31 protein-coding genes, 1 tRNA gene and 2 pseudogenes are annotated in these 23,638 nt (G+C 48.7%); 24 read left to right on the top strand and 10 right to left on the bottom strand.

Annotation, left to right across the window (positions count from 1 at the left end; all coding sequences use genetic code 11):
* Window position 1 precedes the first annotated feature (1 nt).
* Window positions 2-937 (bottom strand): ribosome biogenesis GTPase YlqF, encoded by a 936-nt coding sequence (ylqF, locus tag CPA50_RS15595; RefSeq protein ID WP_096783441.1) that lies wholly within the window; start codon window positions 935-937, stop codon window positions 2-4.
* Between the two features lie 225 nt (window positions 938-1,162).
* On the opposite strand from ylqF, the gene CPA50_RS15590 reads away from it, so the two are divergent.
* Entirely contained in the window at window positions 1,163-1,588 is a 426-nt protein-coding gene (locus CPA50_RS15590; RefSeq protein ID WP_096783440.1) for a Spy/CpxP family protein refolding chaperone, read from the top strand.
* Between the two features lie 75 nt (window positions 1,589-1,663).
* Here CPA50_RS15590 and lipA read toward each other — a convergent pair whose 3' ends face one another.
* The 3 genes from lipA to CPA50_RS15575 form a co-directional block, all read right to left on the bottom strand.
* Complete coding sequence (gene lipA / locus CPA50_RS15585) at window positions 1,664-2,704, bottom strand: lipoyl synthase (protein WP_096783439.1); 1,041 nt, start codon at window positions 2,702-2,704, stop codon at window positions 1,664-1,666.
* 150 nt (window positions 2,705-2,854) lie between these two features.
* Window positions 2,855-4,132, bottom strand: a complete 1,278-nt coding sequence (locus CPA50_RS15580; protein WP_096783438.1) for an O-acetylhomoserine aminocarboxypropyltransferase/cysteine synthase family protein — start codon at window positions 4,130-4,132, stop codon at window positions 2,855-2,857.
* Window positions 4,133-4,295: 163 nt separating this feature from the next.
* Window positions 4,296-4,751 carry a PACE efflux transporter gene (locus CPA50_RS15575; RefSeq protein ID WP_096783437.1) on the bottom strand — a complete coding sequence of 152 codons (456 nt, stop codon included), beginning with the start codon at window positions 4,749-4,751 and terminating at the stop codon, window positions 4,296-4,298.
* Window positions 4,752-5,254: 503 nt separating this feature from the next.
* Between CPA50_RS15575 and CPA50_RS15570 the strand changes: the two genes are divergently transcribed.
* From CPA50_RS15570 to CPA50_RS15540, 7 genes are all read left to right on the top strand, one after another.
* On the top strand, window positions 5,255-6,007 hold the full coding sequence (locus CPA50_RS15570) for a nucleotidyltransferase (protein WP_096783436.1): 753 nt from the start codon (window positions 5,255-5,257) through the stop codon (window positions 6,005-6,007).
* A 1-nt stretch (window position 6,008) separates the two neighbouring features.
* Window positions 6,009-6,770, top strand: coding sequence for a DUF6602 domain-containing protein (locus tag CPA50_RS15565; protein WP_096783435.1), 762 nt, complete (start codon window positions 6,009-6,011; stop codon window positions 6,768-6,770).
* Between the two features lie 327 nt (window positions 6,771-7,097).
* The gene (locus CPA50_RS15560) at window positions 7,098-7,847 is read left to right on the top strand and encodes a hypothetical protein (RefSeq protein ID WP_143750757.1); all 750 of its coding nucleotides are present in this window, start codon (window positions 7,098-7,100) and stop codon (window positions 7,845-7,847) included.
* 87 nt (window positions 7,848-7,934) lie between these two features.
* Window positions 7,935-8,642, top strand: coding sequence for a hypothetical protein (locus CPA50_RS15555; RefSeq protein WP_096783433.1), 708 nt, complete (start codon window positions 7,935-7,937; stop codon window positions 8,640-8,642).
* A 231-nt stretch (window positions 8,643-8,873) separates the two neighbouring features.
* On the top strand, window positions 8,874-9,269 hold the full coding sequence (locus CPA50_RS15550) for a hypothetical protein (RefSeq protein ID WP_096783432.1): 396 nt from the start codon (window positions 8,874-8,876) through the stop codon (window positions 9,267-9,269).
* 119 nt (window positions 9,270-9,388) lie between these two features.
* Entirely contained in the window at window positions 9,389-10,096 is a 708-nt protein-coding gene (locus tag CPA50_RS15545; RefSeq protein WP_096783431.1) for a hypothetical protein, read from the top strand.
* Window positions 10,097-10,198: 102 nt separating this feature from the next.
* On the top strand, window positions 10,199-10,534 hold the full coding sequence (locus tag CPA50_RS15540) for a hypothetical protein (protein WP_143750756.1): 336 nt from the start codon (window positions 10,199-10,201) through the stop codon (window positions 10,532-10,534).
* 75 nt (window positions 10,535-10,609) lie between these two features.
* Here the strand turns inward: CPA50_RS15540 and CPA50_RS15535 are convergent, their stop codons facing one another.
* Both CPA50_RS15535 and CPA50_RS19365 read right to left on the bottom strand, forming a co-directional pair.
* Window positions 10,610-11,029, bottom strand: a complete 420-nt coding sequence (locus CPA50_RS15535) for a hypothetical protein (RefSeq protein WP_096783429.1) — start codon at window positions 11,027-11,029, stop codon at window positions 10,610-10,612.
* A gap of 144 nt (window positions 11,030-11,173) precedes the next feature.
* Entirely contained in the window at window positions 11,174-11,512 is a 339-nt protein-coding gene (locus tag CPA50_RS19365) for a hypothetical protein (protein ID WP_143750755.1), read from the bottom strand.
* 199 nt (window positions 11,513-11,711) lie between these two features.
* On the opposite strand from CPA50_RS19365, the pseudogene CPA50_RS19725 reads away from it, so the two are divergent.
* Window positions 11,712-12,098 (top strand): annotated as a pseudogene (locus tag CPA50_RS19725) (integrase); the annotation flags it as partial.
* A gap of 12 nt (window positions 12,099-12,110) precedes the next feature.
* On the opposite strand, the gene CPA50_RS19720 reads toward CPA50_RS19725, so the two are convergent.
* Both CPA50_RS19720 and CPA50_RS15520 read right to left on the bottom strand, forming a co-directional pair.
* The gene (locus CPA50_RS19720; RefSeq protein ID WP_264754014.1) at window positions 12,111-12,296 is read right to left on the bottom strand and encodes an excalibur calcium-binding domain-containing protein; all 186 of its coding nucleotides are present in this window, start codon (window positions 12,294-12,296) and stop codon (window positions 12,111-12,113) included.
* 234 nt (window positions 12,297-12,530) lie between these two features.
* Window positions 12,531-12,607, bottom strand: a tRNA-Met gene (locus CPA50_RS15520).
* A gap of 178 nt (window positions 12,608-12,785) precedes the next feature.
* On the opposite strand from CPA50_RS15520, the gene CPA50_RS15515 reads away from it, so the two are divergent.
* Window positions 12,786-13,061, top strand: a complete 276-nt coding sequence (locus CPA50_RS15515; RefSeq protein ID WP_096783426.1) for a YrhK family protein — start codon at window positions 12,786-12,788, stop codon at window positions 13,059-13,061.
* Here the strand turns inward: CPA50_RS15515 and CPA50_RS15510 are convergent.
* A pseudogene (locus CPA50_RS15510) lies at window positions 13,058-13,294 on the bottom strand (tyrosine-type recombinase/integrase); the annotation flags it as partial. The gene CPA50_RS15515 and the pseudogene CPA50_RS15510 sit on opposite strands and share 4 nt — an antisense overlap.
* A 528-nt stretch (window positions 13,295-13,822) precedes the next feature.
* Between CPA50_RS15510 and CPA50_RS15505 the strand changes: the two are divergent.
* The 7 genes from CPA50_RS15505 (at window position 13,823) to CPA50_RS15465 (ending at window position 17,864) form a co-directional block, all read left to right on the top strand.
* Window positions 13,823-14,368, top strand: a complete 546-nt coding sequence (locus CPA50_RS15505; protein WP_096783425.1) for a hypothetical protein — start codon at window positions 13,823-13,825, stop codon at window positions 14,366-14,368.
* 106 nt (window positions 14,369-14,474) lie between these two features.
* Window positions 14,475-14,813 carry a DUF2750 domain-containing protein gene (locus tag CPA50_RS15500; RefSeq protein ID WP_096783424.1) on the top strand — a complete coding sequence of 113 codons (339 nt, stop codon included), beginning with the start codon at window positions 14,475-14,477 and terminating at the stop codon, window positions 14,811-14,813.
* 101 nt (window positions 14,814-14,914) lie between these two features.
* Window positions 14,915-15,199, top strand: coding sequence for a hypothetical protein (locus tag CPA50_RS15495; protein ID WP_096783423.1), 285 nt, complete (start codon window positions 14,915-14,917; stop codon window positions 15,197-15,199).
* Window positions 15,200-15,932: 733 nt separating this feature from the next.
* Window positions 15,933-16,259 (top strand): DUF2834 domain-containing protein, encoded by a 327-nt coding sequence (locus tag CPA50_RS15485; RefSeq protein ID WP_096783421.1) that lies wholly within the window; start codon window positions 15,933-15,935, stop codon window positions 16,257-16,259.
* Between the two features lie 457 nt (window positions 16,260-16,716).
* Window positions 16,717-17,043 (top strand): hypothetical protein, encoded by a 327-nt coding sequence (locus tag CPA50_RS15475; protein ID WP_096783419.1) that lies wholly within the window; start codon window positions 16,717-16,719, stop codon window positions 17,041-17,043.
* A gap of 101 nt (window positions 17,044-17,144) precedes the next feature.
* On the top strand, window positions 17,145-17,423 hold the full coding sequence (locus CPA50_RS15470; protein WP_096783418.1) for an Imm32 family immunity protein: 279 nt from the start codon (window positions 17,145-17,147) through the stop codon (window positions 17,421-17,423).
* 117 nt (window positions 17,424-17,540) lie between these two features.
* Complete coding sequence (locus tag CPA50_RS15465; protein WP_096783417.1) at window positions 17,541-17,864, top strand: hypothetical protein; 324 nt, start codon at window positions 17,541-17,543, stop codon at window positions 17,862-17,864.
* 338 nt (window positions 17,865-18,202) lie between these two features.
* On the opposite strand, the gene CPA50_RS15460 is transcribed toward CPA50_RS15465, so the two are convergent.
* Window positions 18,203-19,228 carry an IS110 family transposase gene (locus CPA50_RS15460; protein ID WP_096783416.1) on the bottom strand — a complete coding sequence of 342 codons (1,026 nt, stop codon included), beginning with the start codon at window positions 19,226-19,228 and terminating at the stop codon, window positions 18,203-18,205.
* Between the two features lie 267 nt (window positions 19,229-19,495).
* Between CPA50_RS15460 and CPA50_RS19360 the strand changes: the two genes are divergently transcribed.
* The 7 genes from CPA50_RS19360 to CPA50_RS19820 all read left to right on the top strand — a co-directional run bounded on the left by CPA50_RS19360 (window position 19,496) and on the right by CPA50_RS19820 (window position 23,571).
* Complete coding sequence (locus CPA50_RS19360; protein ID WP_143750754.1) at window positions 19,496-19,819, top strand: hypothetical protein; 324 nt, start codon at window positions 19,496-19,498, stop codon at window positions 19,817-19,819.
* Between the two features lie 622 nt (window positions 19,820-20,441).
* Entirely contained in the window at window positions 20,442-20,906 is a 465-nt protein-coding gene (locus CPA50_RS15450; RefSeq protein ID WP_096783414.1) for a hypothetical protein, read from the top strand.
* Between the two features lie 246 nt (window positions 20,907-21,152).
* Window positions 21,153-22,333 (top strand): IS3 family transposase gene (locus CPA50_RS15445; protein ID WP_096783413.1). Its coding sequence is split into 2 segments (ribosomal slippage): window positions 21,153-21,449 and window positions 21,452-22,333, totalling 1,179 coding nucleotides; the frame shifts between segments, so codons are not numbered across the junction.
* Window positions 22,334-22,435: 102 nt separating this feature from the next.
* Window positions 22,436-22,831, top strand: coding sequence for a hypothetical protein (locus tag CPA50_RS15440; protein WP_096783412.1), 396 nt, complete (start codon window positions 22,436-22,438; stop codon window positions 22,829-22,831).
* Between the two features lie 116 nt (window positions 22,832-22,947).
* A complete protein-coding gene (locus tag CPA50_RS15435) occupies window positions 22,948-23,256 on the top strand; it encodes a BrnT family toxin (RefSeq protein ID WP_096783411.1) in 309 nt (102 codons plus the stop codon).
* A complete protein-coding gene (locus CPA50_RS15430) occupies window positions 23,253-23,447 on the top strand; it encodes a hypothetical protein (protein ID WP_096783410.1) in 195 nt (64 codons plus the stop codon). The genes CPA50_RS15435 and CPA50_RS15430 overlap by 4 nt, the downstream gene beginning before the upstream one ends.
* On the top strand, window positions 23,440-23,571 hold the full coding sequence (locus CPA50_RS19820; RefSeq protein ID WP_264754006.1) for a hypothetical protein: 132 nt from the start codon (window positions 23,440-23,442) through the stop codon (window positions 23,569-23,571). Before CPA50_RS15430 ends, CPA50_RS19820 begins: the two co-directional genes overlap by 8 nt.
* Window positions 23,572-23,638: the final 67 nt, after the last annotated feature.

The following is a 23,638-nucleotide window of genomic DNA, read 5'->3' as shown; positions in this document are numbered from 1 at the left end:
CTTATGAGCGGCGGCCAGAGCGGGATGCTTTGGCCGCGGCTTTCTTTTCTGCAAGTTTAGACTCATTTTCAGCTTCGGCAGCAGCGGCTTCCTGTATTTCCCGCTCTACCATGTCTGGAGTCTCCAGGGAAATTCGCCCGAGAGTGCCTGCGCGGAACTCATTGAGCAGTACTTCAGAGACCTTGTTAAGGTCGGGTACGCCACCACGGCCGAGAAAGCGGCGTTTGGCAGCAATTCCGTCCATTATGGCCAGGCCGTCTGCAGGCAGTTCGTCAAAGCCATAGCGGGCTTTCACCAGCTCCGGATAGGCTTGATGTAAATAATCGGCCTCAAACAGAGCGATATCTTCGAAATCCAGAACCGAACTGCGAATGGCGCCGGTGATTGCCAGCCTGTAGCCGCATGCTTCAGGTGAAAGCTTCGGCCACAGGAAGCCCGGTGTATCGTAAAGCAGAATATTGTCCGGCAACTTAATGGTTTGCTGCGACTTGGTTACCGCTGGCTCATTGCCTGTTTTTGCCGCCGGGCGTCCCGCCAGAGTGTTGATCAGGGTAGATTTTCCCACATTGGGTATCCCCAGAATCATAACCCGCAGAGCACTTTTCTGGCGGTCATGGTTCGGTGTCATTTCGCTGGCAAGGCGCAGTATATCCAGTGCTTCACCACGCTGATTGCGGGTGAGGGTGATGGTTCTTACGCCGCGCTCTTTTTCCAGCCAGGTCTGCCACAGGGAGGTGATTTCCGGATCTGCCAGGTCGCGTTTGTTAAGGACTCTGATCAGAGGTGTTTCGCCACGCAGAGCTGGCACCAGCGGGTTTTCGCTGCTGAAAGGAATGCGCGCGTCCAGTACCTCAATGATGAGATCCATCTGAGGCATGATCTTTTTGATTTCCTTGCGGGCTTTATGCATATGCCCTGGAAACCAGTTAATAGCCATCTTGATACTCTCTTGATACTCGGGCGGTGTTTGAATCGCGTCATTATGAAGGGGAATGACCAAACTTTCACATTTGTTTCAATGCCCATCACTGGCGGGCTCAGAGTGGGCACAGTTCTCAACATGTACAAATTGAAGGGATATCGGGGTGAAAGTCAGGGCCGGGATGCTTTAGGGTGTCACCCCAGTGAATTATCCAAAATCAAATCGTTAACGGAGATTTTTATGAAGCTCGCTAAACTGTTCGGTATAGCTCTTGTTGTATTGAGCCTTGCTGCACCGGCACTGGCTCAGCAAGCAGCGGGAGGTCAGCCGGATCAGATTGCCCAGCTGGCTGAGATGGTAGGGCTTTCGGAGGATCAGCAGAAAGAGATCCGCAGTATTCTTGATTCAATGCAGGGTGAGATTGGTACGCTGCGCGAAGAAGCTCGCGCCTTGCAAGAGCAGATGCAGAAAGAAATCAAAGCAGAATATGACGAAGACGCTATCCGCGGATATGGTGATGATCTGGGTGATGTGACCGGCGAAATCGCCACGCTTTCAGCGTTGATGCAGGCCAGGGTAGACAGTGTGTTCACTCAGGAACAGCGCGACGAGCTGGAGAAGAGAATGCAGAAGATGCGTCAGCAGATGCAGCAACAGAGCCAGTAAATGTATCTGGTGCCCTGATCTTTCTGACGCCGCCTTACAGCAGACCTGTGAGGCGGCACTCCTGACTGAGCCCTGCTAATCGATCGCTTTTACCGGGATCTGCATAGCGTTAGATGTGGGGACATCGGGTACCGAAAGCCCCAGATTGTTTTTGTCGAACACCCTGTCTGCCCGGTAGCTGGAGCGCACCATGGGGCCTGAGGGCACTTCCATAAAGCCTTTCTCAAGGCCAATCTCGCGATACCTGTTGAAGTCTTCCGGAGTTACATATTTCTCTACAGGCAGGTGATTCGGAGTGGGGCGCAGATACTGGCCGAGAGTCAGAATATCCACACCGATTGCGCGAAGGTCGTCCATCGTGGCCAGGATTTCCTCTTCGGTCTCGCCCAGACCCAGCATCAGGCTGGTTTTGGTAAGTACGTCGGGGCGGTATTGTTTGGCATACTCCAGAACGCTGAGAGTCTTCTTATACCCTGCGCGTGGATCACGTACGCGGCGTGTCAGGCGTTCCACGGTTTCCACGTTCTGGGCAAACACCTCAAGGCCAGAATCAAGCACCTTCTCCACATCGGACATAACTGCATCAAAGTCCGGGGTCAGAGCTTCAACAGCGACTTCAGGTGTACGTTGTTTGATTGCTGAGACGCAGGCCGCGTAGTGGGCGGCTCCGCCATCCTCCAGATCATCCCGGTCAACGGAGGTAAGCACGATATAGCGCAGCCCCATGAGCTCGACGGATTTTGCGGTATTTTCTGGCTCATCTTTGTCCAGCCAGCCATTGGGGTTGCCTGTATCCACCGCACAGAACCGACAGGCGCGAGTGCATACGGAACCCATAACCATGATGGTTGCGGTGCCGGCAGCCCAGCACTCACCTATATTGGGACAATGGGACTCCTGGCATACAGTGCTCACCCTGTGCTCGCTGACGTTCTTGCGCACAGCTTCATAGCGCTCGCCGCCGGGCATCCGCGCCCTCAGCCATTTGGGCTTGCGCTCGTCCGACACGGGTTCCTGATTTGCCGAGCGTTTGACGCCATCCTTGATAGCCGAAAAACCATGCTCATTGCGGAATTTGGAACCACTGGTGACGCGGGGCTTTGCGCTTTCGCTCATTGCAGCCAGACTCTCATTAAGAATAAGGGGAACCCTAGAGAATAATCGGCTGGGGAGGCAGTTACAAGGCGGGTAAGGGCAATCACGGGGTATTAACAGGGGGCAGAAAGGATACCGGGTACGACGTTCGTCGTACCCGGTTGAGAACAATCAAGCCTGGGCTTTTTCCAGAGCCTGAGTGATATCGGCCAGTATGTCATCTACGTGTTCAATGCCGATCGATAGCCGTACCAGATCTTCGCTGACGCCCGCGCTCTTGAGCTCTTCCGGGTTCAGTTGGCGGTGAGTTGTGGTTGCCGGGTGGCAGGCGAGGGACTTGGCATCGCCAATGTTCACCAGGCGGTAGATCAGATTCAGCGCATCAATGAATTTGGCGCCGGCCTCAAGGCCACCTTTGATGCCGAAGCTCAGGATGCCGGAGGCTTTGCCTCCACAAATCTTCTCACAGGTGGCCTTGTAAGGGCTGTTCGCCAGGGCTGCGTAGTTCACCCATTCCACTGCCGGGTGGTTCTGCAGGAAGTTGGCAACTTTCTCGGCGTTCTCGCAGTGGCGCTCCATGCGTAACCCCAGAGTTTCCAGGCCTTGCATGATCAGGAATGAATTGAACGGTGAGAGTGCGGCACCGGTGTTGCGCAGCGGCACAACGCGGCAGCGGCCGATAAACGCGGCGGCGCCCAGCGCTTCTGTATAAACCACGCCGTGATAGGACGGGTCCGGCTCATTCATCATAGGGAACCTGGCGCCGTTGGCTTTCCAGTCAAACTTGCCCGAATCAACAATGCAGCCTGCTACGGTGGTGCCGTGGCCGCCGATGTACTTGGTCAGCGAGTGCACGACAATATCTGCACCATGCTCGAAGGGGCGGCACAGGTAGGGTGTAGCGACGGTGTTGTCCACAATCAGCGGGATACCATGCTTATGGGCAATCTCTGCCCAGCGTGCAATATCGACAACATTGCCAGCGGGGTTGCCAATAGACTCGCAGAACAGCGCGCGGGTCTGGTCGTCAATGGCCTTGTCGATAGCATCGAAATCATCGTGGCGAACCATCCTGCACTCAATGCCCTGATTTGGCAGAGAGTGAGCGAACAGGTTGTAGGTGCCGCCATACAACTGGCTGGTGCTGATAATGTTGTTGCCAACCCGACAGATAGCTTGAAGGGCATAGGTAATGGCTGACATGCCCGAGGCAACAGCAAGCGCGCCCACGCCGCCTTCAAGTGCTGCCATGCGCTCTTCGAGCACAGAGTTGGTCGGGTTCATGATTCGGGTATAAATGTTGCCGGCAACCTTCAGATCAAACAGGTCTGCACCATGCTGGGTGTCGTCAAACGTGTAGGATGTGGTCTGGTAGATTGGAGTTGTGGCCGCCTTGGTGGTCGGGTCGCCGTTGAAACCGGCGTGGAGGGCGAGCGTCTCGAATTTCATGTTAACTTCCTTGCGAGTGGAGAGTTGGCGTTATTGGTTTCGGGCATCAGTATGCCATATAGATCTGAAGGGGTTTATAACGGTATGCAATCGACACATACCGGAAAATCATATGCTTTCGGGGAAGGAGACCTGTATCGAAAAGCCTCCCGGCCCCGGTGAATTACTTGGGGGGCTGAGACGCCGGGGATGAACTGTTCGCTGGTTCGTCTGTGTCCGGGAATATAGTGTCGTAACCCCAGGTGAATACGAAGGTGTACGCCAGATAAAACAGCGCAAACGAAACATCGACCAAAAGTGCTTCCAGCAACCCGATATCCATCCACCAGGCAATAATCGGCAGGAAGGCCATTAGCAGGCCCAGCTCAAAGCTGAACGCGTGGAGTAGGCGGTGCTTCAGCGCTTTTCGTGTTGACCCGGTTTGCCGCTTCAGCACGTGATCGAAACCCAGATTGAATATGTAGTTCCATGTAGTGGCTAGCGTGGCCCCTATCAGACCAAGCACGCCTGTTTTTTCAAGAGAGAAGCCGAACGCAAAAGCTGCAAGAGGAACGGAAGTGAGTAATCCGATTACTTCAAAGGAAACTGCTTGCCGGATTCTGTCACCGGTGGATCTCATGAAGCTTCTCCGCATGGGGGCGTTGGGAGAATTCCGTGCCCGAAAATAAAAAAAGGCCGCGACGTGAATCGCGGCCTTTTTCAGATGTTGGTAGCAAGGGGCGGAGTTAAACCGCCGACCCCAGCATTGTGAGACCTGTGTGAGCCGCACACTATTGGTCACAAGTGTTCAATATCAGTTACTTGCGTATTCTATCTGGCCGTTAAAGGCCACAATAGTACACAGCGGTAGACAAAGGGACAACACCCCGTTTCGTGATTGCTGAGCGGTTTGAGTTTTGGCAGTTTCTTGCGGGTGGTGAACCTCTATACAGTGTTATTGGTAGAGCGAAATGTAGACGTCAAGCGAACACATGGAAAGGTTGTCAGTATTGGGCTAAGCTGTTGTTTTATAGGTTTTGGTAAGAGTTTTTTGGGCAGTTGAAGCCAGTAATAACGAAGCTGTCAGAAATTCGCAATACTGCAGACTTCGATCTAACCGCTGTTAAGCATTTAAGGATCAGCATGTCAGAAGATACATACTTACGTAGCATTCTGCAGAAATATGACGTAAATATTTCTGGTGCCGAAGCAGCAGGGAATTCCATTTACCCCGTAATTCAAAGATGGGGTAATAGCTATCTAGTAAAAGCTGAGTTTTCAGGGTCTCTTGCGAAGGGAACCGGCATTAATATTGGTACAGATGCGGACATATTCATATCAGTGTCATCAAATACGCCAGGTACTCTAGCTGATTTGTATGGGACATTATTTGACGCTGTTACTCAGGCGGGATACACAGCAAGAAAACAGAATGTTTCGATTGGCACTACTGTAAATGGCTATAATATTGATTTGGTTCCAGGTAGACGACAGTCACAGTATGGAAATGATCACAGTCTGTATAAAAGTAAATCTGGAAGTTGGACTCAAACCAATATAAATACCCACATTAACCACGTGAAAAACAGCAATAGAATAGAAGAGATTAGATTGTCAAAGATCTGGAGGCAGCTTCACAATCTCGAATTTCCATCATTCTACTTGGAGTTGGCTGTAATAGACTCCCTAAAATACTCAACTGCTGGAAATTTATCTGCTAATTTTTTGAAGGTTCTTGAATTCTTCAGGGATAGTTTGCCGTCTACTCGGTATGTAGACCCAGCGAATACCAACAATATTATTTCAGATGACTTAACTGCGGCACAAAAAATAGCAATATCCAGTCGGGCAAGGCTATCTCGAAATCAGCAGAATTGGGGAGGCATAGTTTGGTGACATGAATAAAGCAAAAGAAAATTCAAAAGTAGATGGAAAGGATTTTCTCCGATCAGCATTCGCTGCAGAGCAGGAAGTATTGAGTGTACAACTAAAGTTGTCATCTGAATCAATTACTCACGATGGGGTCATGGGTGATGTTAATGAGCAGCACTTCATATCCGTGCTTAGAAAGTATCTTCCAAATCGCTATTCAGTGGATAGCGCAATTGTCATTGACTCCAATGGCGGAACTAGCGACCAGATAGATATTGTTATCTATGACCGCCAATATACTCCAACCCTACTTGATCAACACAATCATCGTTTTATTCCTGCAGAGTCCGTGTACGCTGTTTTTGAAGTGAAACCAACCATAAATAAGGGCTATCTTGAGTATGCAGCTAAGAAGGCCGAATCGGTTAGGGCTTTGGAGCGTACTAGCGTCCCTATTACGCATGTTGGTGGTGATCCAGTCATTAAAAATTTATTTCCAATTGTGGCTGGTATCGTCGCCACCACAATAGATTGGGCTGAGGGATTCTCGAGTGGGGCATTTATGCAGAATAACAATGCCTTAGTCGAGTTACAGAGGCTTGATTGCGGGTTGTCTGTGACAGGTGGTTGCTTTGATTTATTTGGCGAAGAACTTAAAGTCGGACCTAACAAAAATTCATTAGCCTATTTTATTTTCCGACTCTTGCAAAAACTAAATAGCCTTGGAACTGTGCCAGCAGTAGATTGGAATAAATACGCAATGGTAATGAGTGAGCAAGATGCCTAACAAGGAGCTTCTGTCGGACAAATTTTCCGCTGTGCTCCAAGTTTGCCGCAGAGCGCGGCGTTGAGGCTGTAGATAAAGGTCAGGAGACTTTCCCGACGCGCAACTGATCAATAAACGAACTAAAAATGGCGCCTATTCTTAAAATCTGGAGCACTGATCACCGAAAATACATCCAGATTTTACGTAGGAGCACCGTCGACAAAAGGGGTGAGGGTTTTTCTACAGCCTCGTTATGTCTATTAGAGACCGAATCAGTAGCAATAGGAATCGAATGGAGGTCTAGGTTTGAGATTAGGATGGTTCAAAGGAGATCAACTGGTAAGCATCGTGAACTGGGTTGGAACCCCTCTAGTTATCTTCTACGTCTACGGGATGACAATCCATCCTTTGTTTAACGGAGCTGGAGGCTGGTCTAATTTACATAAGGTTTGGATGGACTGGCAGACTTTAAATGTCGGGGTCCTAGCCTTCATATCAAGTTTAATTGCGTTTAATATTTCGAAACACCATGCCAATCAGCAAAGGGAAAGAGAGTTTATCGCTGCAAAGTCATTTCTGCCCGAGGCGCTCAGCGAACTAGTAGCGTATTTTAAATCAAGTGCAATTGTTTTGAATGAGGCTTGGTGGAAAGCAAAGGATGATTCCAGTCGCAAAAAAGGCCCATTGCAAAGCGATACGCCTCAGCTTCCTGAAAATTATAAGGAGATTTTTAGTAGGTGTATCTCTCTCGCTCCACCAGACGTTTCAGTCTACCTTTCATATATCTTGATGCGCCTTCAAGTTCATAATGCTCGAATTACAGGGTTGTTTGAAGATTTTCAGCCGAATAGCACAATGTCTGTGCTCCCCGTCAATGTCATAAGCTACATTTATAGTTTGGGCGAGTTGCAGGCGCTGGCTAATAAAATATTTGACTATGCAAGGGGTATTGATGACTTTCGTGATGAAGCCTTGAATTGGGAAGATTTCAGAAATGCATACAGGAGCCTCAATATCAGTATTGGACAGGTAGACGACCTTGAACCGTCTACCAAGCTAGCCGTCGGACGGGGTTCGACTCATGGCTGGAAGACATAACCAGTGAATGAAGCCGACCAATTTTCCGCTGCCGCTCCAAATTGGCGGCTTATTCAGGGCGTTAGTCTCCCATTGGAATGAGTGAGAATGAACAAAAGTAATAAAAGCCAAAGCTTGTCGAATGATCTCGCATTAACGATAGCGAAGTCTGGCGGAGTAGAGCTTCCAGCGGAACTCTTAGAGTTCACAATCGATCAAGTTGTCGACGAGAGCATTCTTAAAGATATTCCTGTGGTTGGTTGGCTCGCTAAAGGTTTTTCTGTAACTCGTTCAATTTCAGACAGGATTTTCCACCATAAAGTTCTTAGGTTTCTTATAGAACTGGAAGAAGTCAGTAAGAGTGAGCGACAAGCATTCCTCGCCAGAGTTGAGAGTGATACGGGCTATAGGCGTAAAGTCGGGGAGCATTTGCTTGTTATTCTCAACAAAATTGATGCATTTGAAAAAACTTCATTGCTGGCGAAATGCTTTGACCATTTTTTAACCGGCGACATTAATTTTGAGTACTTTGTAGACCTGTCCAATATTATTGAAAGAACTCCCCTTTCAGATCTAAATGCGTTGTGTGTGCCATCTAATCAGAGGATTGAATTTAGCAGCGTGGGTATCGCTGTCGCATGCGGGATACTCGAATTTGGCATAGCTTCTACGAATTTTGGAGAGGATCAACCAGAGTTAGGCACAAAAATGTCAAAATATGGGAAAGACCTCAGAGACATTTTCCTTGGCCACCTCCGTGAACGGCTTGCCAATGAAAAAGCACAAAGAGAGGCTCTCTTCGGGGAAGAAAAGTAGTATTCCGGCGACGATGGCTAACAAATGGCTGTTGTCGGATGCACCTCGGCTGGCGCTCCAGTGCGCCGCAAAGCCAAGGGGTTATACTCATGAAGAAGTGGAGTGAAAAGGATTGAGTCGATTTCGGGAAATATATAATTAAATAAAAACAGATGGTTACAAGTCTCTTTTTTTCTTTGAGTCCTGTTCTATCATTTCTTGGTGTCAAATCAACCAGAGAAGGCGATTGTTATGAGTTTCCAAGACAAAGATAGAGCATTTCAAACGAAAGTGGTCAATGCGTTGTTCCAGCGCCACATGATTAATCAGAACAAAGAGGTAGGTACAGCCTACCTTCAACCTGAGTGTGAGGACCGAATTAATCCTCGGGTAACGATCTCACCACAGGATATAAAGACTGCAACGGGTAGAGAAAAATTACGCAACATCGTTGTGCGCGAATATGTTAAAGCTTTCAACCTATACCCTGGGGTGATTGCGCGGAATGTTACCGAGACCGATATCGAGGTAGCCATCGAGCCGGTGCGAAGCAGATCTAATGAATTCGATTCCGTTTCGGCTCTCTGTAAGTCGAACGCAAAGGACTTGAATACTAATCCAGAGCTAGGCGAAAGCACCGAATGGTAGCTTGTGTTGAGAGAAGCCAGTATAACAAGGCCAGTCACGGCGACGTCTACTACATTGCGGCTTCGCCTTCATTTCGTAGCCGCGCGTGCTGAGCGGCGTTACGAATATAGGGGATTCCGGTGACCTTCAGGAGTTTTCTTGAGTTATTCTCTATCGACTTTGATCAATTAGCGATGGGTCAAGATGGAGGATCGTTTGTTTTAACAGAAATGGAGATAGCGCCTCTTGATTTCCTTATGCAAGCTGAAAGTGATCTGTCGACGGGTGGAGCCTCAGCTTTACTAAATTCGGTAACAAATGCAAAGAGGGCAATAACTTGCCAAGCGGATCAACTACTGCTTTCGTTCGGCTATCCAGCATATTCATGGAACATACCCAGAAAATTAGAAAAGCTCCAAGAGCTCGGTCTGTTAACCCCAGCGATTCTGAGAAAGGTTTCAAAAGTGAGAAACCTTTTAGAACATGAATATATTAAACCGACACAATGTGAAGTTAAGGAAAGTCTAGATATAGCAACATTATTCGTCATGGCGAACGTAGCTTTATTTCATCCTTTTGGTGACGGGCTTGAAGGTGGAGTTTCTGAAAGCTGGAATGAAAAATCTAAAACCTACGCAAAAAGAGTGTGTTTTGGGCTCAATACTGACAGGGGCGAAGTGGCCTACCGCGCTGTAGCAAGAGAAGATGATTGTCATCTTGGAAGCTATCTTATTAGAAACAAAGACCCTATGTTTGCGGCCTTGGTGAGATTAGCGGTATCGTTTGAACTCAGGTATAAAACAGATGAAGCTTTCCAGCATATCAATAACGTGTACAAAAGTTCGTAACAAGTGCAGGCACAGCGACACCCTTTACATTTTGCCTTCGGCTCTATTTCAAGGCTGCACATACTGCAAGCGTTATTCGAAATCTGAAAAGGGGTCAGTAGAGTGAAAGGGATAGGAATGTCAGCTTTAGTGTTGTCAGTTATTGCTGTTTTCATACCATTTGGCGGAGTTTTTATTTCTGGTTTGTCTGGCCTCCTAGTTTGCTTTTCGGCTTTTAAATCTAATAAGTATAGTGTTGCGGCTCTAATCATTAACTTAGCCAACCTGTTTTTCCTTTCTCCAATGTTTTTTATAGCTGCAATGGGTGAAGGTGAGTCAGGTGTCAAGTTGCCGGGGCCAAGTTTAGGGGTGGTGTTTTGGTCACTCGTTGGCGTCCAATTGCTGGCAGTAATAATATTTTTGGCAAGCAGTATTGTTAGGCCGCGTAGCAATGAATAACATGCCAATCGCACGCGGATAAATTGCTCACTACGCCCCCAATTTACCGGTGAGCAAGGCGTTCACCAATCCCCACTAACCACAATATTCCTGAACCTTCGATGCAGCCTTTTCACTTTCTTTCTGTTGCCGCCAAAACTCACACATTTGTCGATTCATCTTGTGTTCCTGGGCCGCGCGTTTTCCCTGTTCCTTCGCAACATCAGTGGCGCTTTTATATTCCCTCTGAGGCCTGATCTTCTCCTGGATCGCAATAGGTTTCCATTTCTCACGCTCTACCACAGTCATTCTCCATAGAGGGACTCCTTCGGGGTTTACGTAGCAATTGGCGTACAGCCTTAGTGCTTCTGCTCGTGCACAACGATTTGTCCACATGTTTATGGTCATTTGATCTCTGATTGTTGTTGAAAGGCCGGTGACCACTTCGTTGAGTGTGTCTGCGTGGGCATTGCCCAGGAGTAAAACGGAGAGGGTAAAAGCTAAAAATCTCTTCATGACCATATCCTTCAGTCTGGCCGATTCTGGAACCATTTTTCCATAACTAATTTGGTGATTGCTATCCCTCGGCGGGACTGTCTAACTTTTAAGCACGTCTCACAGATACCGAATCTTCGGTTCAATAACAGACAGAAAGGAGCATCAGATATGATTCACGATTTTGAACGTTTCAATGTCCTGACCGGTGAGGTCGGGAAAGGGGGGCTTTTCATCGGCCCTGACGCGCGCCAGATTGATCTCAGCCATGTGAATGTCCTTTGGGCTGGGGTTGTACCGTCCGACAACTGTTTCAGGGAAGATTGAAGCCTGAGGTCCTCTCAGAGGTAGCTCTGGAATACGAAGCAGGCTATGACGATACTGATTCAGAACTTCTACGCTGAAGCCGATGCTCTGGGCACTCACGTAAAGATCGAAACTTCCCCAGGATTTACCCCAGCACTTCGTCACCCGCGCAAAAACCGTCAGCGTCCACAACGGCATGAGTGACCTTCACTTCCTCTTCCAGCTCGTCCAGGACGGACTCACAAGGCGACGATTATTGACTAAGGTAGCGGCGTGATTTCAAAAAATGACCACGGCTGGAAAGTCGATTTCTATCCGGAAGGCAGAGAAGGGCCCAGGGTAAGAAATGGTACGACTATCACGGCCATACGTTGAAGGATGCCAAGTATCGTTTGTCTGGTCGGTTGCTATGATTTGTCTCGCGACGGGTGCGCGCTGGATTGAAGCGGAAACTCTTACCAATTCGGGTTTTGTCACTGGTAAAGTCATCTTCCGGGATACAAAGAACGGAAAGAGCAGGGCAGTACCCATCGATCCCAAGATCCAGGAACAGATCCGGGAACATGCTTTACCTGGACCAGGGCGGTTATTCGGTCCTTGCCGATCGGCATTTCGGGCAGCGTATAAGCGGTGTGGATTTTCGACGCCACAGCAGCTCACCCACATCCTCACGCTTCAGCGCATTCTTGGCCATGGGAACATCACGATGACCATGAAGTATGCGCATCTGTCACCGGGTCATCTTGAGTCGGCCAGAAGGCTATCGCCGGTCTCTCAACTTTGATTCTGGAAAAGGTTAGAACCTGGAATCGTTTTCACAGGGGATGCCGTCACGGTCACCGTCCATCTTCGTGTTTGGGCAGTTCCGGATGAAGAACACTGCCTCTGCCCTCGAATTCATCTGACTGCAGTGCTGCCGACCGTCACAATTAAAGCTCGTCACCCGCTTAGATTCCTCAATCAATGCTTGATGTCCCGCCATTGGATTAGCTACTGGGGTGGGTTGGCTTTCGGGTTGCTTCGACTGATAGAACTGCCATGCTCCAAAGGCGACCAGAGCAATCAGAATGAGGTTCTTCAATGTCACTTCCTTATGGTTATCTTGCTTGCGATAAAAGCGGTGGGTGAGATATTAGCACCGCCTGGGGCAGCGGGGGACAAAAAGGGGGCAACCATAAAAAAAAGGGCCACGACTTGCGTCGTAACCCTTTGAATTTGGTAGCAAGGGGCGGAGTTGAACCGCCGACCCCAGCATTATGAGTGCTGTGCTCTAACCAACTGAGCTACCTTGCCATCGCTTCACCAAAGGAAGCGGCGCGTATATTATGTACGGAGAGCCGAAGTGTCAATAGCTTTCTTAATTTCTCTGAGCTTCGACCCAGGGCAAAGCTCCTGATTCTCAGCGCGACCGGACATCAGACATCGGTGTAAGCGGATTTCCGACATCTACATGACAGGAGCAGGATTTACTATGGTTAAAAGCAGAACCGACAACCCCTTGACCTTCAAACTGGGGCATGAAGAGCTGATCATTCGCCGCCGCTACGAGGTGATCAGCATCATTAATGATTTCTTTATCGCCATCTGGTTTCTTTTTGGCAGCATTCTGTTCCTGTACCCCGAATATGAAAGGGTGGCCGTCTGGATGTTCATCATTGGCAGTTTCCAGTTCCTTATTCGCCCCACCGTCCGGCTTATCAGCCATATTCATGTGAAACGGATACCGGCGAGTAACTGGGAAAGTTAAAAACCATCGTCCACAGGGCTGCGTACGCCAAAACCACCTTTGCGAACTACATGAGTATAAATTTCGGTTGTACGCACATCAGCATGACCAAGTAGCTTCTGAATAGTGCGGATATCGTAGCCGGCTTCCAGTAGCCGGGTAGCAAAGCTGTGGCGCAGGGTGTGGCTGTTTGCCTGTTTATATATACCTGCTTCACGGATGGCTGCACTGATGGCCCGTTGAACGCCGCGATCCAACTGTGGGCAAGCGCTGCGGTTTTCTTGCCATTTCAAATGACAACTCATCCAGCGGCAGTATGTTTGCTCCGTTCTGTAGGCCATATACCGGCTGCGAATCAACGCCCTGAGCTGATCCATGAAGCGGGTGGGATTATCTGGAAGTTTCGGTGGTATATCCATGATCATAAGCTGAGCCTCCATACTGTTTTTATATACAGTATTTTGGGTGCTGATTGCCGTAATTGCACGGTGAAAAACGGAGATATACGACAACTGTCGCAAAACGCTTGGTTTTGAAGGAGGTATCCTTACAACCCTATGAAAAATATGAAATAGTTACTGATGAGTGATTGGAGATAAGCGAACAGATATGTTGGGGAAACCCGATAATTGACGCTCATTTCCAGCCAGACTATCTTTCAGGGTAGGTATTTTTTTGATAACAAAGAAAAATTTGATGAGTGGCATGTGCAACGTTGGGAAATATACGCGTTTGGATAGATGTCATTTGTCGTTGAATTAGCTGTTAGGCAAGAGGAACATATGAGCGACTGGGACTTTCTGCACGACATGCATAATGAGGGCTATAGCCCAGAGCAGATAGCGGATGCTGCTGCTTGTGGATATAACCCTTGGGAGCATGGCGATTGGGATAACATCGAAGAGTTTATTGACGATGAAGCGGGCTGGGATTCTGATAGTGGGCCAAAGAACCCAACAACTCTAGAGCTTTGGGAGTTGCTAGGTGAATTGATTGAAAGCGCCCGAAATTACTTCGAAGTAACAGGTCGGCATCTGCCAATTTATGGAGAGCTTGGCGAGCTATATGGTGAAGCGAAATACGGAATCAAAAGACATAAACCGTATACACAAGGCTCCGACGGCAAATTAGGAAATGATTTTGTCGAAATAAAAACAATTAGCCCATTTAAGACCGGCAATTCTGTGCTAGTTAAGCGGGCCGGTAATTTCAGCAAACTTCTAATTGTGAAAATCAGCAAAGACTTCGAGTTTAAAGCCAAAATGCTCGATCGAAAGAGCTTTGGAAAAGGCTCGGGAAAACACATTAAGGCCAAGTGGAGTGAATGAAATTGCCTAACAAGTACATGTTGGCGGACTGGTTTTCCGCTGCGCTCCAAACCAGCCGCAAATGTAGGCGTTACGTTTCGTCGTCGACAAAGCATCGAGTATTTGAATGAATGTAGAAATCATCGGTGATCGCGAATTTATCGCCTCTGTTCAGGAGCAAGACGGTGTTTGGGTGTTAACGGCCGGCCAATCGCTTTACGCACTACAAGCGGAGGGTGGCAGGGGGCTTCCTGTCTGGTCTTCAGCAGAAAAAGCAGAAGTGTTCGCCGAGAATTTGAGCCAAAAAGGGTTGTCCCCGGTATTCGTGCCGATGAGCAATTTCCTGGGTGCTGCCTGGTTGGGTTCATCGAGCCTACAAATCGTCGATGTTTTGGCTTCACCCCGCTATGGGCAAGAGTCCCTCACCTACACAACGGAGGACCTCCATGCCAGACTCAAAACGTAACAAGGCAATCAAATTCGTTCCGGCCCGATGGGCCTCCACCGGACGCCCTTGTCAGGGCGCCGTTTATTGGTGGCGTTATACGGAAATAGGTCCGAGACGAAGTGCTTAAAGTTCGAAAGGCAATTGCAGCATTAATTCTTGCCGGCTCAGTTGGTCTGGCTTTGTTTGGTTTGTTTAGCGAACAGGTGGAGATATTCTTTCTTGTTGGCTTTGTGGGGCTTATTTTATTTTCGGGCATTTGGCCGTGGGCAAGCAGCGAGGGTGGGAAACAAAAGCTCGATTCCGGAAGTTCGGTTTTGGATCTCCCAAACGGTGATTGCCGATCACGCATGAATCGAGGCTCATCCGCTTCATCAAATGATGGCACGGGTATCGACATTGAGTAGCGTATAACCAGTGCATTAAATACGTTCCGGCCCTAAAGGGCCTCCACCGGACGGCTTTTTCTTCGCTTCGCTACGCAAAAGCCGCCGTTTATGCAGGCGTTGTGCGGTACCGATACATGGAACAAAACAATAGGAAGGAGCCTTTCGGGTGTTGCGAATTACACTGCCATTATTCATTGTTTGCTTGTTTTACCTCCCGTTAGCTTTGGGGTCGGTAGACAATATGGACTTGAGGGTATGCCTCGCCTACTCAGACCGAACGAGCCAAATTAGCTGCTGTGAAGAGTTCGACATCAGCCAAGCTGAATGTACTAGTGAGAACCCAAGTAACCCCGGGGCTGCCGAGTCACAATCTGATGAAGGCTCATACTTTTATTGTAAATTCAGAAATTTGGATGGATCGGGGGAAGATATTGCACGTTGGGGCAAAGGCACCGACTTTACCTTTGTGCCTACTAAAAATATGTGGGAGTGGCGCACCGAGTACACGATTCAGTCAATTGATTCGAGTGGCGGCTATTATCAGACAGCGTTGAATCCCATTTTCGAAGATCAGGTAGGTAGGTGCGGCCCGGATATCGAGATAGAGTATAAGGAGAGGTTGAGGAAAATCACGGAGGAGTATGGCGAATGACGCACAACAAGGCGGTCAACGGGACGCCAACTGCGCTCCGCTCCGTTGCCGCCCATTACCGCTGGCGTTATATTTCTTAAGCCTCAATCAAGGAAGAGCATGAGAGTATCCACGTTACCCCTAGTCGTTCTTTGCCTTTTCATGGGCTTCACCTTTTGGGTTATGGCAGGCGCAGACCAGTCACTTCTGGCTTTCGGTGCCCAGCTCATGTCCCGCCCAGACACCGCCCAGGTTGTCATTGATCTCTACATTCTAGCAGCGCTGTCTTGTGTCTGGATGTACCAGGATGCCAAAAGCCGTGGCAAAGGTTTGGGCTATCTCATTCCGTTTTTCGTCGTAACAGCGGTGTTTGTATCTGCTGGACCGCTGCTATATTTGGTGCTGCGTGGCGAGCGAGAGTCGGATGCCGAAGTTGGAAAAATATAACCAGTGCATTAAATTCGTTCCGGCCCGGAGGGCCTCCACCGGACGCCCTAGTCTGGCGCCGTTTATGCAAGCGTTAGCACCAAAGAGCCATGACTCAAAAATATGTCACTAGCATTCAAGGCGGGATCCTAAAAACAGCTGACGTCCCTGAACGAGAAATTCCGTTCCAGGACATCGCCAGGTTAGTTGTGCTGGTAAAGCAGTTGTCGGCACAAGGGTATGCCTTTGTAGACGCTCCGAGTGGGTGGCCACCCGCAGCGGTGCTTCAGCAACTTCAGGAGCAAGGGCAGATGGATTTCTCATTCACCGCGATAACTTGGTCTGGGCCGCGTGACTATCGCATTTATCAGGTTCCGGAGTGCTAACCAGTCATTCAAGTTCGTTCCCGGCCTGTGGCCGTCCACCGGACGCCCCTGTCGGGTCGCCGCTTAATTTAGGCGTTATGTGGGTATAGCCAATGCCGCTATCTGATTTGACAGAAGCTGAATTGAAGATGGTTCAGCAATGCTTGGATGCTGCCGCTGACGGTAAATTCTTCGAGGATTGGGAGTTTCACACACTTTTCGGTGTTGATCGTGAAGTTGTTCGTCAGGTAGCAAAACAGTTCCCCCTCGTTGATGAGTTTGATGAAAGTGAGGGTGGTAATGATGACTCTTGGTTGGTAATCAACAATACCTTTGCCAACCTCCTTGGCTATCCGCATCGCAAAGATGCAGAGCTTGCCCAGTGGGTTTCAGCTTCAAAGGGCCAAGTGGAGGAGGTTTTCAGAAAATGGCGGGGATGAGTCCACATAACCAGTGCAGGCACGGCGACGCCTACTACATTGCGCCTTCGGCTCCATTCCGCAGTCGCGCATACTGCAAGCGTTATGTTTTCTGAGGAAGTATGGACGACTATCTTCTAACATTTGAAACTGACGAGGAAGGTGAACAGGTTTTTGTTCATGGAGATCCAGCGGGTCTAGAGTATTTTGCAAAGCAGCTACTCGAAATAGCTGAACAAGCGAAAGCTGGCGAGTTTCCTCATGATCACTATTTCACCGGGGAATGGGGTGGCAATGAATTGTCATCTGAACAGCAGTCCAAAAAAGGCAGGCTGGTAAATCACGTTAAGGTATATGGTTGGCCTACCGTAAAAGGTGGCAAACCGTATTCAAAAACATAACCAGTCATTCCAGTTCGTTACGGCCCTGAAGGGCCTCCACCGGACGCCCTTTTCTCCGCTTCGCTGCGTAAAGGTCGCCGCTGAATATTGGCGTTATGACAACCAAGGAGAGGTAAATTGGGTTTAGTTCTGAAGTTAGCAATACTGATCTACTGCATTCGCCACGTGATGAATACGGGTCGTCCTGGGCAGACTGCCGCAATTTATGCGGGTTCGTTCTTGGTTGTCGGTTTGGTCCTTGCCGCCATAAATGGATTTTCTGCCCTTGTCGGCGCAAGTCTCGGACTCACTCTCGTCTACGATCTGTTGACTGGCTTCATCTTTTTCTGGCTCATTGACCGGTATCACGGTAATTCGTTCGCGTTCTATATCATCATTATTTTGGGCATCGTAGCCAGCATTGGGATTAAATTTCTGATCGTCTTCGGGCTACAGTCATAACCAGTCAATTAAGTTCGTTCCCGGCCCGGCGGCCGTCCACCGGACGCCCCTGTCGGGCCGCCGCTTATTTCAGCTACATGGACTCCCCCTGCGGTCAAGCAACGCCACTTGAATCTGAATCGGTTTGAGACTGCAGCTCTACATTCGGCCTCTGTGTGGGCGCTTTTGCCCGGGCCAGGATGATGATGCGTGTGAGTGATGGCCTCATTCGTTAGTCGGCTTGTTATAGCCGCTGAGCTAAACAGGCTCTATCACTCTTGGTCTGACCGTTCCGTCATCGCTTGCCGTTGCAAGACTCGGTTGGCAGGCGTGCTCTGCCTGTCGTCGTTGCTCGGTTATCAGCCCTCCANAGGCTGCGTTTTAAACTCTGTCTGATTCATGAGCAGTGCCCATATAATCCGGGCATTCTTCGCTGCCAACGCGACGGCTGCCCGCTTGTACCCACGTCGCTCTACCAACTCTTTGGCCCAACTGCTTAGCCGGTCATTCTTATCGGATAATTTCGCTATGACTGCCCGGGTGCCATGAATTAACAGCGTTCGAAGATATTTGTCTCCGCGCTTGGTGATTCTGCCCAATCGGGGTTTGCCACCCGTCGAATATTGCCGGGGCACCAGACCCAGCCAGGCGGCAAAATGTCGTCCGCTTTTGAATTGTCTGGGATCAGGAGCGCTGGCGAGTATGGCTGTCGCGGTTTGTGGTCCAATGCCAGGGATAGCCATCAGGCGCTTGGCTTGCTCATCACGCCGGGCCATGGCTTCGATTTCCCGGTCATAAGCCAGGATCTCTTCATCAAGTTGTAGGATGCGCTGGTTGATGTTGTTGAGTAATCGCCTTGCCAGCATGGGTAAGCCGTTTTCGGCATCCTCCAGGATTTCTGGAATCCGGTGTCGAGCGTGATAGCGCCCTTGAGGGATGATCAGCCCGAACTCAGCCAGCAGTCCACGGATCTGGTTGATCTGGGCCGTGCGTTCTTTGATCAGCCCACGNCGAATGCGGTGTAGGCAAAGTACCGCTTGTTGATCCTCGGTCTTGATCGNNACNAAACGCATATTGGGTCGACCGACAGCTTCGCAGATGGCCTCGGCATCGTTGTCGTCGTTCTTGCTGCTCTTGCGATAGGGGGCAACAAAGCGGGGGGCAATGATCCGGGCATCGTGGCCGAGCCTGGTCATCTCCCGTGCCCAGTAGTGGGCACCAGAACAGGCTTCCATACCGATCAGGCACGGTGGCAGCTGTGCAAAGAACGCCAGCAGTTTAGGGCGATTAAGCCGTTTGCGAACCACGACCTTGCCGTATTGATTGGTGCCATGAATACTGAACACAGTTTTCGCCAGATCGATGCCAATAGTTGTAACATTCATGAGGACTCCCCCTCTTCTGATTGAAGTCTGACTACACCTTCAATGTGGCACATGATTGATGCCATGGGAGCAGGGGGAGTCCATATCATTCGTTATATTAATACCAATTAAGGGTTAGATGTTATTGATAACGTAGTATCAATTGACCTTCAGTCTGCTCTAGCGGGATTTGAGAGTGCCGCAGCAAATTTCAGTGTTTGCTTTATACCGGATGCTAGGGTAAGGGCTGAATATAACCATCAAGAAAAAGCTCTTTCAAAAGAGCTCTTGTCAGAAGTTTCAAGTAATAAAATAACGCCTGCTCAAGCAGCAGCGAAAGCTTCTGAGATGAGCAATACTTTAATGGATTCAATGCGAGGAAAAACCTCTGAAATCGCAAAAGCGTATGCGTTCAATGTTAAAGCACAGGGTAAGTCGCTACCGTATTTAGAGTCTAAATATTCAAAGCAGATGTTCAATAATTCCTTTGAAAGCTTAAATAGCACCAAACAAAATAGAATATGGAAAGAAATTGTATTTTCATCGGGAAGGGCGCAATTAAAGGCGAATAATCTAGCAAAACCATGGGTAGAGCTGGTAAGAGTTTTATAGCTCTTACCATTGCTCTTGCTGTTTATAATATTGCGACAGCTGAGGATAAGCTGCTTGCATCTGCAAAAGAAAGCGCCGTTATTGGCGGAGGCTTGCTGGGATCTGTTGCAGGAGGAGCTGCTGCAGGCTTGGCGTGTGGGCCAGGTGCTCCAGTATGTGTTGGAATAGGGGTTTTTGTTGGTGGTGTAATGTTTGCCATTGGCGCTGAGATTACGTTTGACTCTTTTTGGAACTAAAATGAACATTAGGTCGATTATTGTAAGTTCTATAATGGTTACTGTCTTTGGAGTATTTCTATTGTGGCTTCATAGCGTAGGTAAGATAACTACTTTAGGTATTTGTGCGCTAATAGCGACGGCAGTTTTTTTTGTCGGATTAAGTCATTACTTTTACAGAAAATTTTGGTCTGATCAAGAGTAAAGATATAACAAGGGCATTAAATTCGTTCCGGCCCGGCGGGCCTCCACCGGACGCCCTAGTCGGGCGCCGTTTATGCAAGCGTTAGCCCGGGAGAGATAGCACCATCCACCACGTTGCCTAACCTTAAAGAAAACGGTGTTCTGGTGTAGTATCAATCCGTTGATGTCAATTGTTAATCAAAATATGTGAAAGGAGTCACAATATGTCTGAGTGTTACAAGTCCGGACATTTTCAAAAGTATTTTAATGAGAATATGGATGCGCTTGGCTTACCGTATCCTACTTCCTTCTTTGATAGCTATAATGCAACAGTGGCTCACCTCACGGTAATGGTTGATGCCATCAAAACTTTAGGAAAAGGTGCGACTGTTGCAGAGTTGATCGGCGCTACCACTGGTTTAGAGAGGCTTAAAATTGCTGCTGCTTTTGGCGCATCGGCTTATGTGGGGGCTGTTATCGGTAGTTTGGCCGTGGCAACTGGTAGGTCGCTTGGCTGTGGATCCAGGATATCAGATTTATTTGTTATTGTTGAAAAAAATAAACTTCCACTAGAAAGCATTCATGGGTTTTATGCGCGCAATCCGCAAATTCTTGATCTGAACCATCCGTTTCGAAGCTCTTTTGGGGTAAGGGTTAAAACAACACCTGAAAGCTTCGAGTACGCCTAATGATTAAAAATATTTATATAATTGTTTCCTGTGCGTTGATAGTGGCCATTTCATGGGCTTTTTACCATTATTTTGGTAAGTGGTTGGTTTCATTATTTCTAACCATAATATTTCTATCCGTGCTATTTAGCCCGATAAAAAGCAAGTTCTCAAGCAAAGTTAAGGCTAACAAGTAGCGTCAGTCGGACCTGGACTTCCCCCGATTCAGTAGACACGCATTGATAACTCTTCAACAGGAGAAGAGCAATGCCGAAGATGATCACGGGGAAGAAAACCCAACAGTACAGCACTGAGTTCAAAGTCAAAGCGGTGGAGTGGAGTCACCAGGCCCACCGCAGCGTCAAAAGCGTTGCCGAAGCACTGGATATTCACCCCTTCATGCTGTCACGCTGGCGCAAGGAATATCGTGAAGGAAAATTCGCCATGAAACGGGTCAAGAAAGCGCCTGCAGACGCCAAGAAGAAAATACAGGAGCAGGATGAGGTTGCCCGCCTGAAACGCCGCGTATCGGAGCTTCAGGAGGAGAATGACATTCTAAAAAAGTTTCAACGCTTTCAGGCAGAGGAACGGCAGAAGCGTTCCGGTTCGTCTGGAAGCACCGACGGGAACACAGCGTAAAAGCTTTGTGTCGGCACCTCAAGGTATCTCGCTCCGGTTACTACGCTTGGGCCAGCAGGCGGCCCAGTCAGAGAGCCGCGGAGAATGCGGAGCTGTTACTAAAGATCCGTCGCATCTACGACAGTAGCAAAGGTCGCTACGGCAGCCCCAGGGTCTATCAGGCACTGCGTCGGGAAGGCGAACAGGTTGGTGAGAATCGTGTGGCGCACCTGATGCAGGAATGGGGTATGAAAGCGCGTGTGATGCGAGTGTATCGTCGAATGGCTAAACGCCGTGAAGAACTCAAAGCCCTCCCTAATCATCGTTTGAGCGTTGAAAAGCCCGTTGCGGTGAATCAGCAATGGAGCAGCGACGTCACCTACATCAAGCTTGGCAGAAAGCACGTGTTCCTGGCTGTCGTTCTGGATCTGTTCTCGCGCCGGATCGTGAGCTGGCGCTTGGATGAAAGTTTGAATGCGGCACTTGCCAAAGGCGCGCTGCGGGAAGCATTTGCAGTGAGGCAACCGGGAGCCGGATTGCTGTTCCACACGGATCGAGGCACGGAATACCGAGCTCATAAAACTCAGCTATTTCTGAACCAGAACCGCGTGCGCCATAGCATGAACCGGCCGGGTCAGTGTACGGATAACGCAGAGGTGGAATCCTTCTTCAAAACCCTCAAGGGAGAATTGCTGCATGCGACGAGTTTTGTGACGATGCGGCAGTTACGGAAACATATAAAAGACTATATTGATGGCTTTTATAACAGCCTACGGCTGCACAGTAGCCTTGGTTACCGGACTCCGATAGAGTTCGAGGGAATTAACTGATGGGGCGTGTCCATTTTATTGGGGGAAGTCCAATAAATTACTCGCTGCGCTCCCAATTTACCGGTGAGCGCGGCGTTAGGCATAAAAATCAGGGAAGAATATATGATAAAGAAAGCAATATTTTTCATGATGCTCGTTTCGGTAATTCATCCAATCAGCGCTTCAGCTGTGGGCCCGGAACAAGTTGCTCTCGAATTTATGCAAAGGTATTACGAGACCAAGAGCATTCATCGCGTAAAAAGCCATCTTCATCCGACGTTATTGGCTACTCTCAATTCAGAGCAGAAATTTCACAAAGAAATGTGGGCGTCTTCAGAAGAGTTGGTCGGCAGGTGGGAAGATGCAAAAATCACCCACCTCACTACGACTGAACGCGGCGAAGAGACGATAGTGAAATTCAGGATCGAAGGCGTTCGTTTCAATAAACGAGACGCTATGGACCAAAGCGTATACCTTCGTTTACATGAGGGGTCGTGGAAAATTTGGGCGTTGGCGTAGTGCCTAACAAGGCCAGGCACGCGACGCCTAATGCATTGCGGCTTCGCCTCCATTCCGTAGCCGCGCATGCTGGCGGGCGTTAGCAATTAGTAAGTTCATCACACAAGGAGAATGAAATGGAATTTGAATGGGATGAAAACAAACGGATTAAGACGTTGAGGGAAAGAAAGATTGACTTCGTGGACATGATTGACCTTTGGGATGACCCCAGAAGGCAGGAGGCAAAGGATCTCAGAAAGGCTTATGGGGAAGCAAGGTATCAAACCATTGGTAAGGTCAAGTTCAACATTTTCTTCGTTGTTTATACGGAGAGGGTGTATGAAGATGGGGTTGAAGTTGTTCGAATAATATCTGCTCGCCGTGCAAACAAAAAAGAGAGGGAGCTTTACGAAAAAGGCTTGTTTTCACAGAGGGTAATAGCATGAAAGAGAAGATTGTAAGATACACAAAGGAAGAGCTCAAGAAGTTAAAAGGGAAAACGGATCACTCACGCGTTCAGAATACAACTGATGAAGAAATTGAAGAGCAAGTAAAAAATGATCCGGACAGCTATATTCCCACTGAAGAAGAGTTAGAAAAGTTTGAAAAAGTTAATAAGGATGGAAGTCATGAGTAATTATTTAAAGTCTCACGGAACAAAAACGAGAGTATCAAAAGAAGACAAAAAGGATATTAAAGGAAAAACCAATTGGGCTGCGTTGATTGCTGAAGAAAAGAAAGAGGGCGTAAGAAAGCAGTAAAATTGCTAACCAGGGGCTGCAGCGGACCGCTTTTCCGGCGCGGTGCGTCTCCAAACCGACCGCTGAG

It is taken from the genome of Marinobacter sp. ANT_B65, from assembly GCF_002407605.1.
Taxonomy (GTDB): domain Bacteria; phylum Pseudomonadota; class Gammaproteobacteria; order Pseudomonadales; family Oleiphilaceae; genus Marinobacter.
The sequence above is the reverse complement of the archived record's forward strand: the minus strand, read 5'-3'. Positions and strand labels throughout refer to the sequence as shown.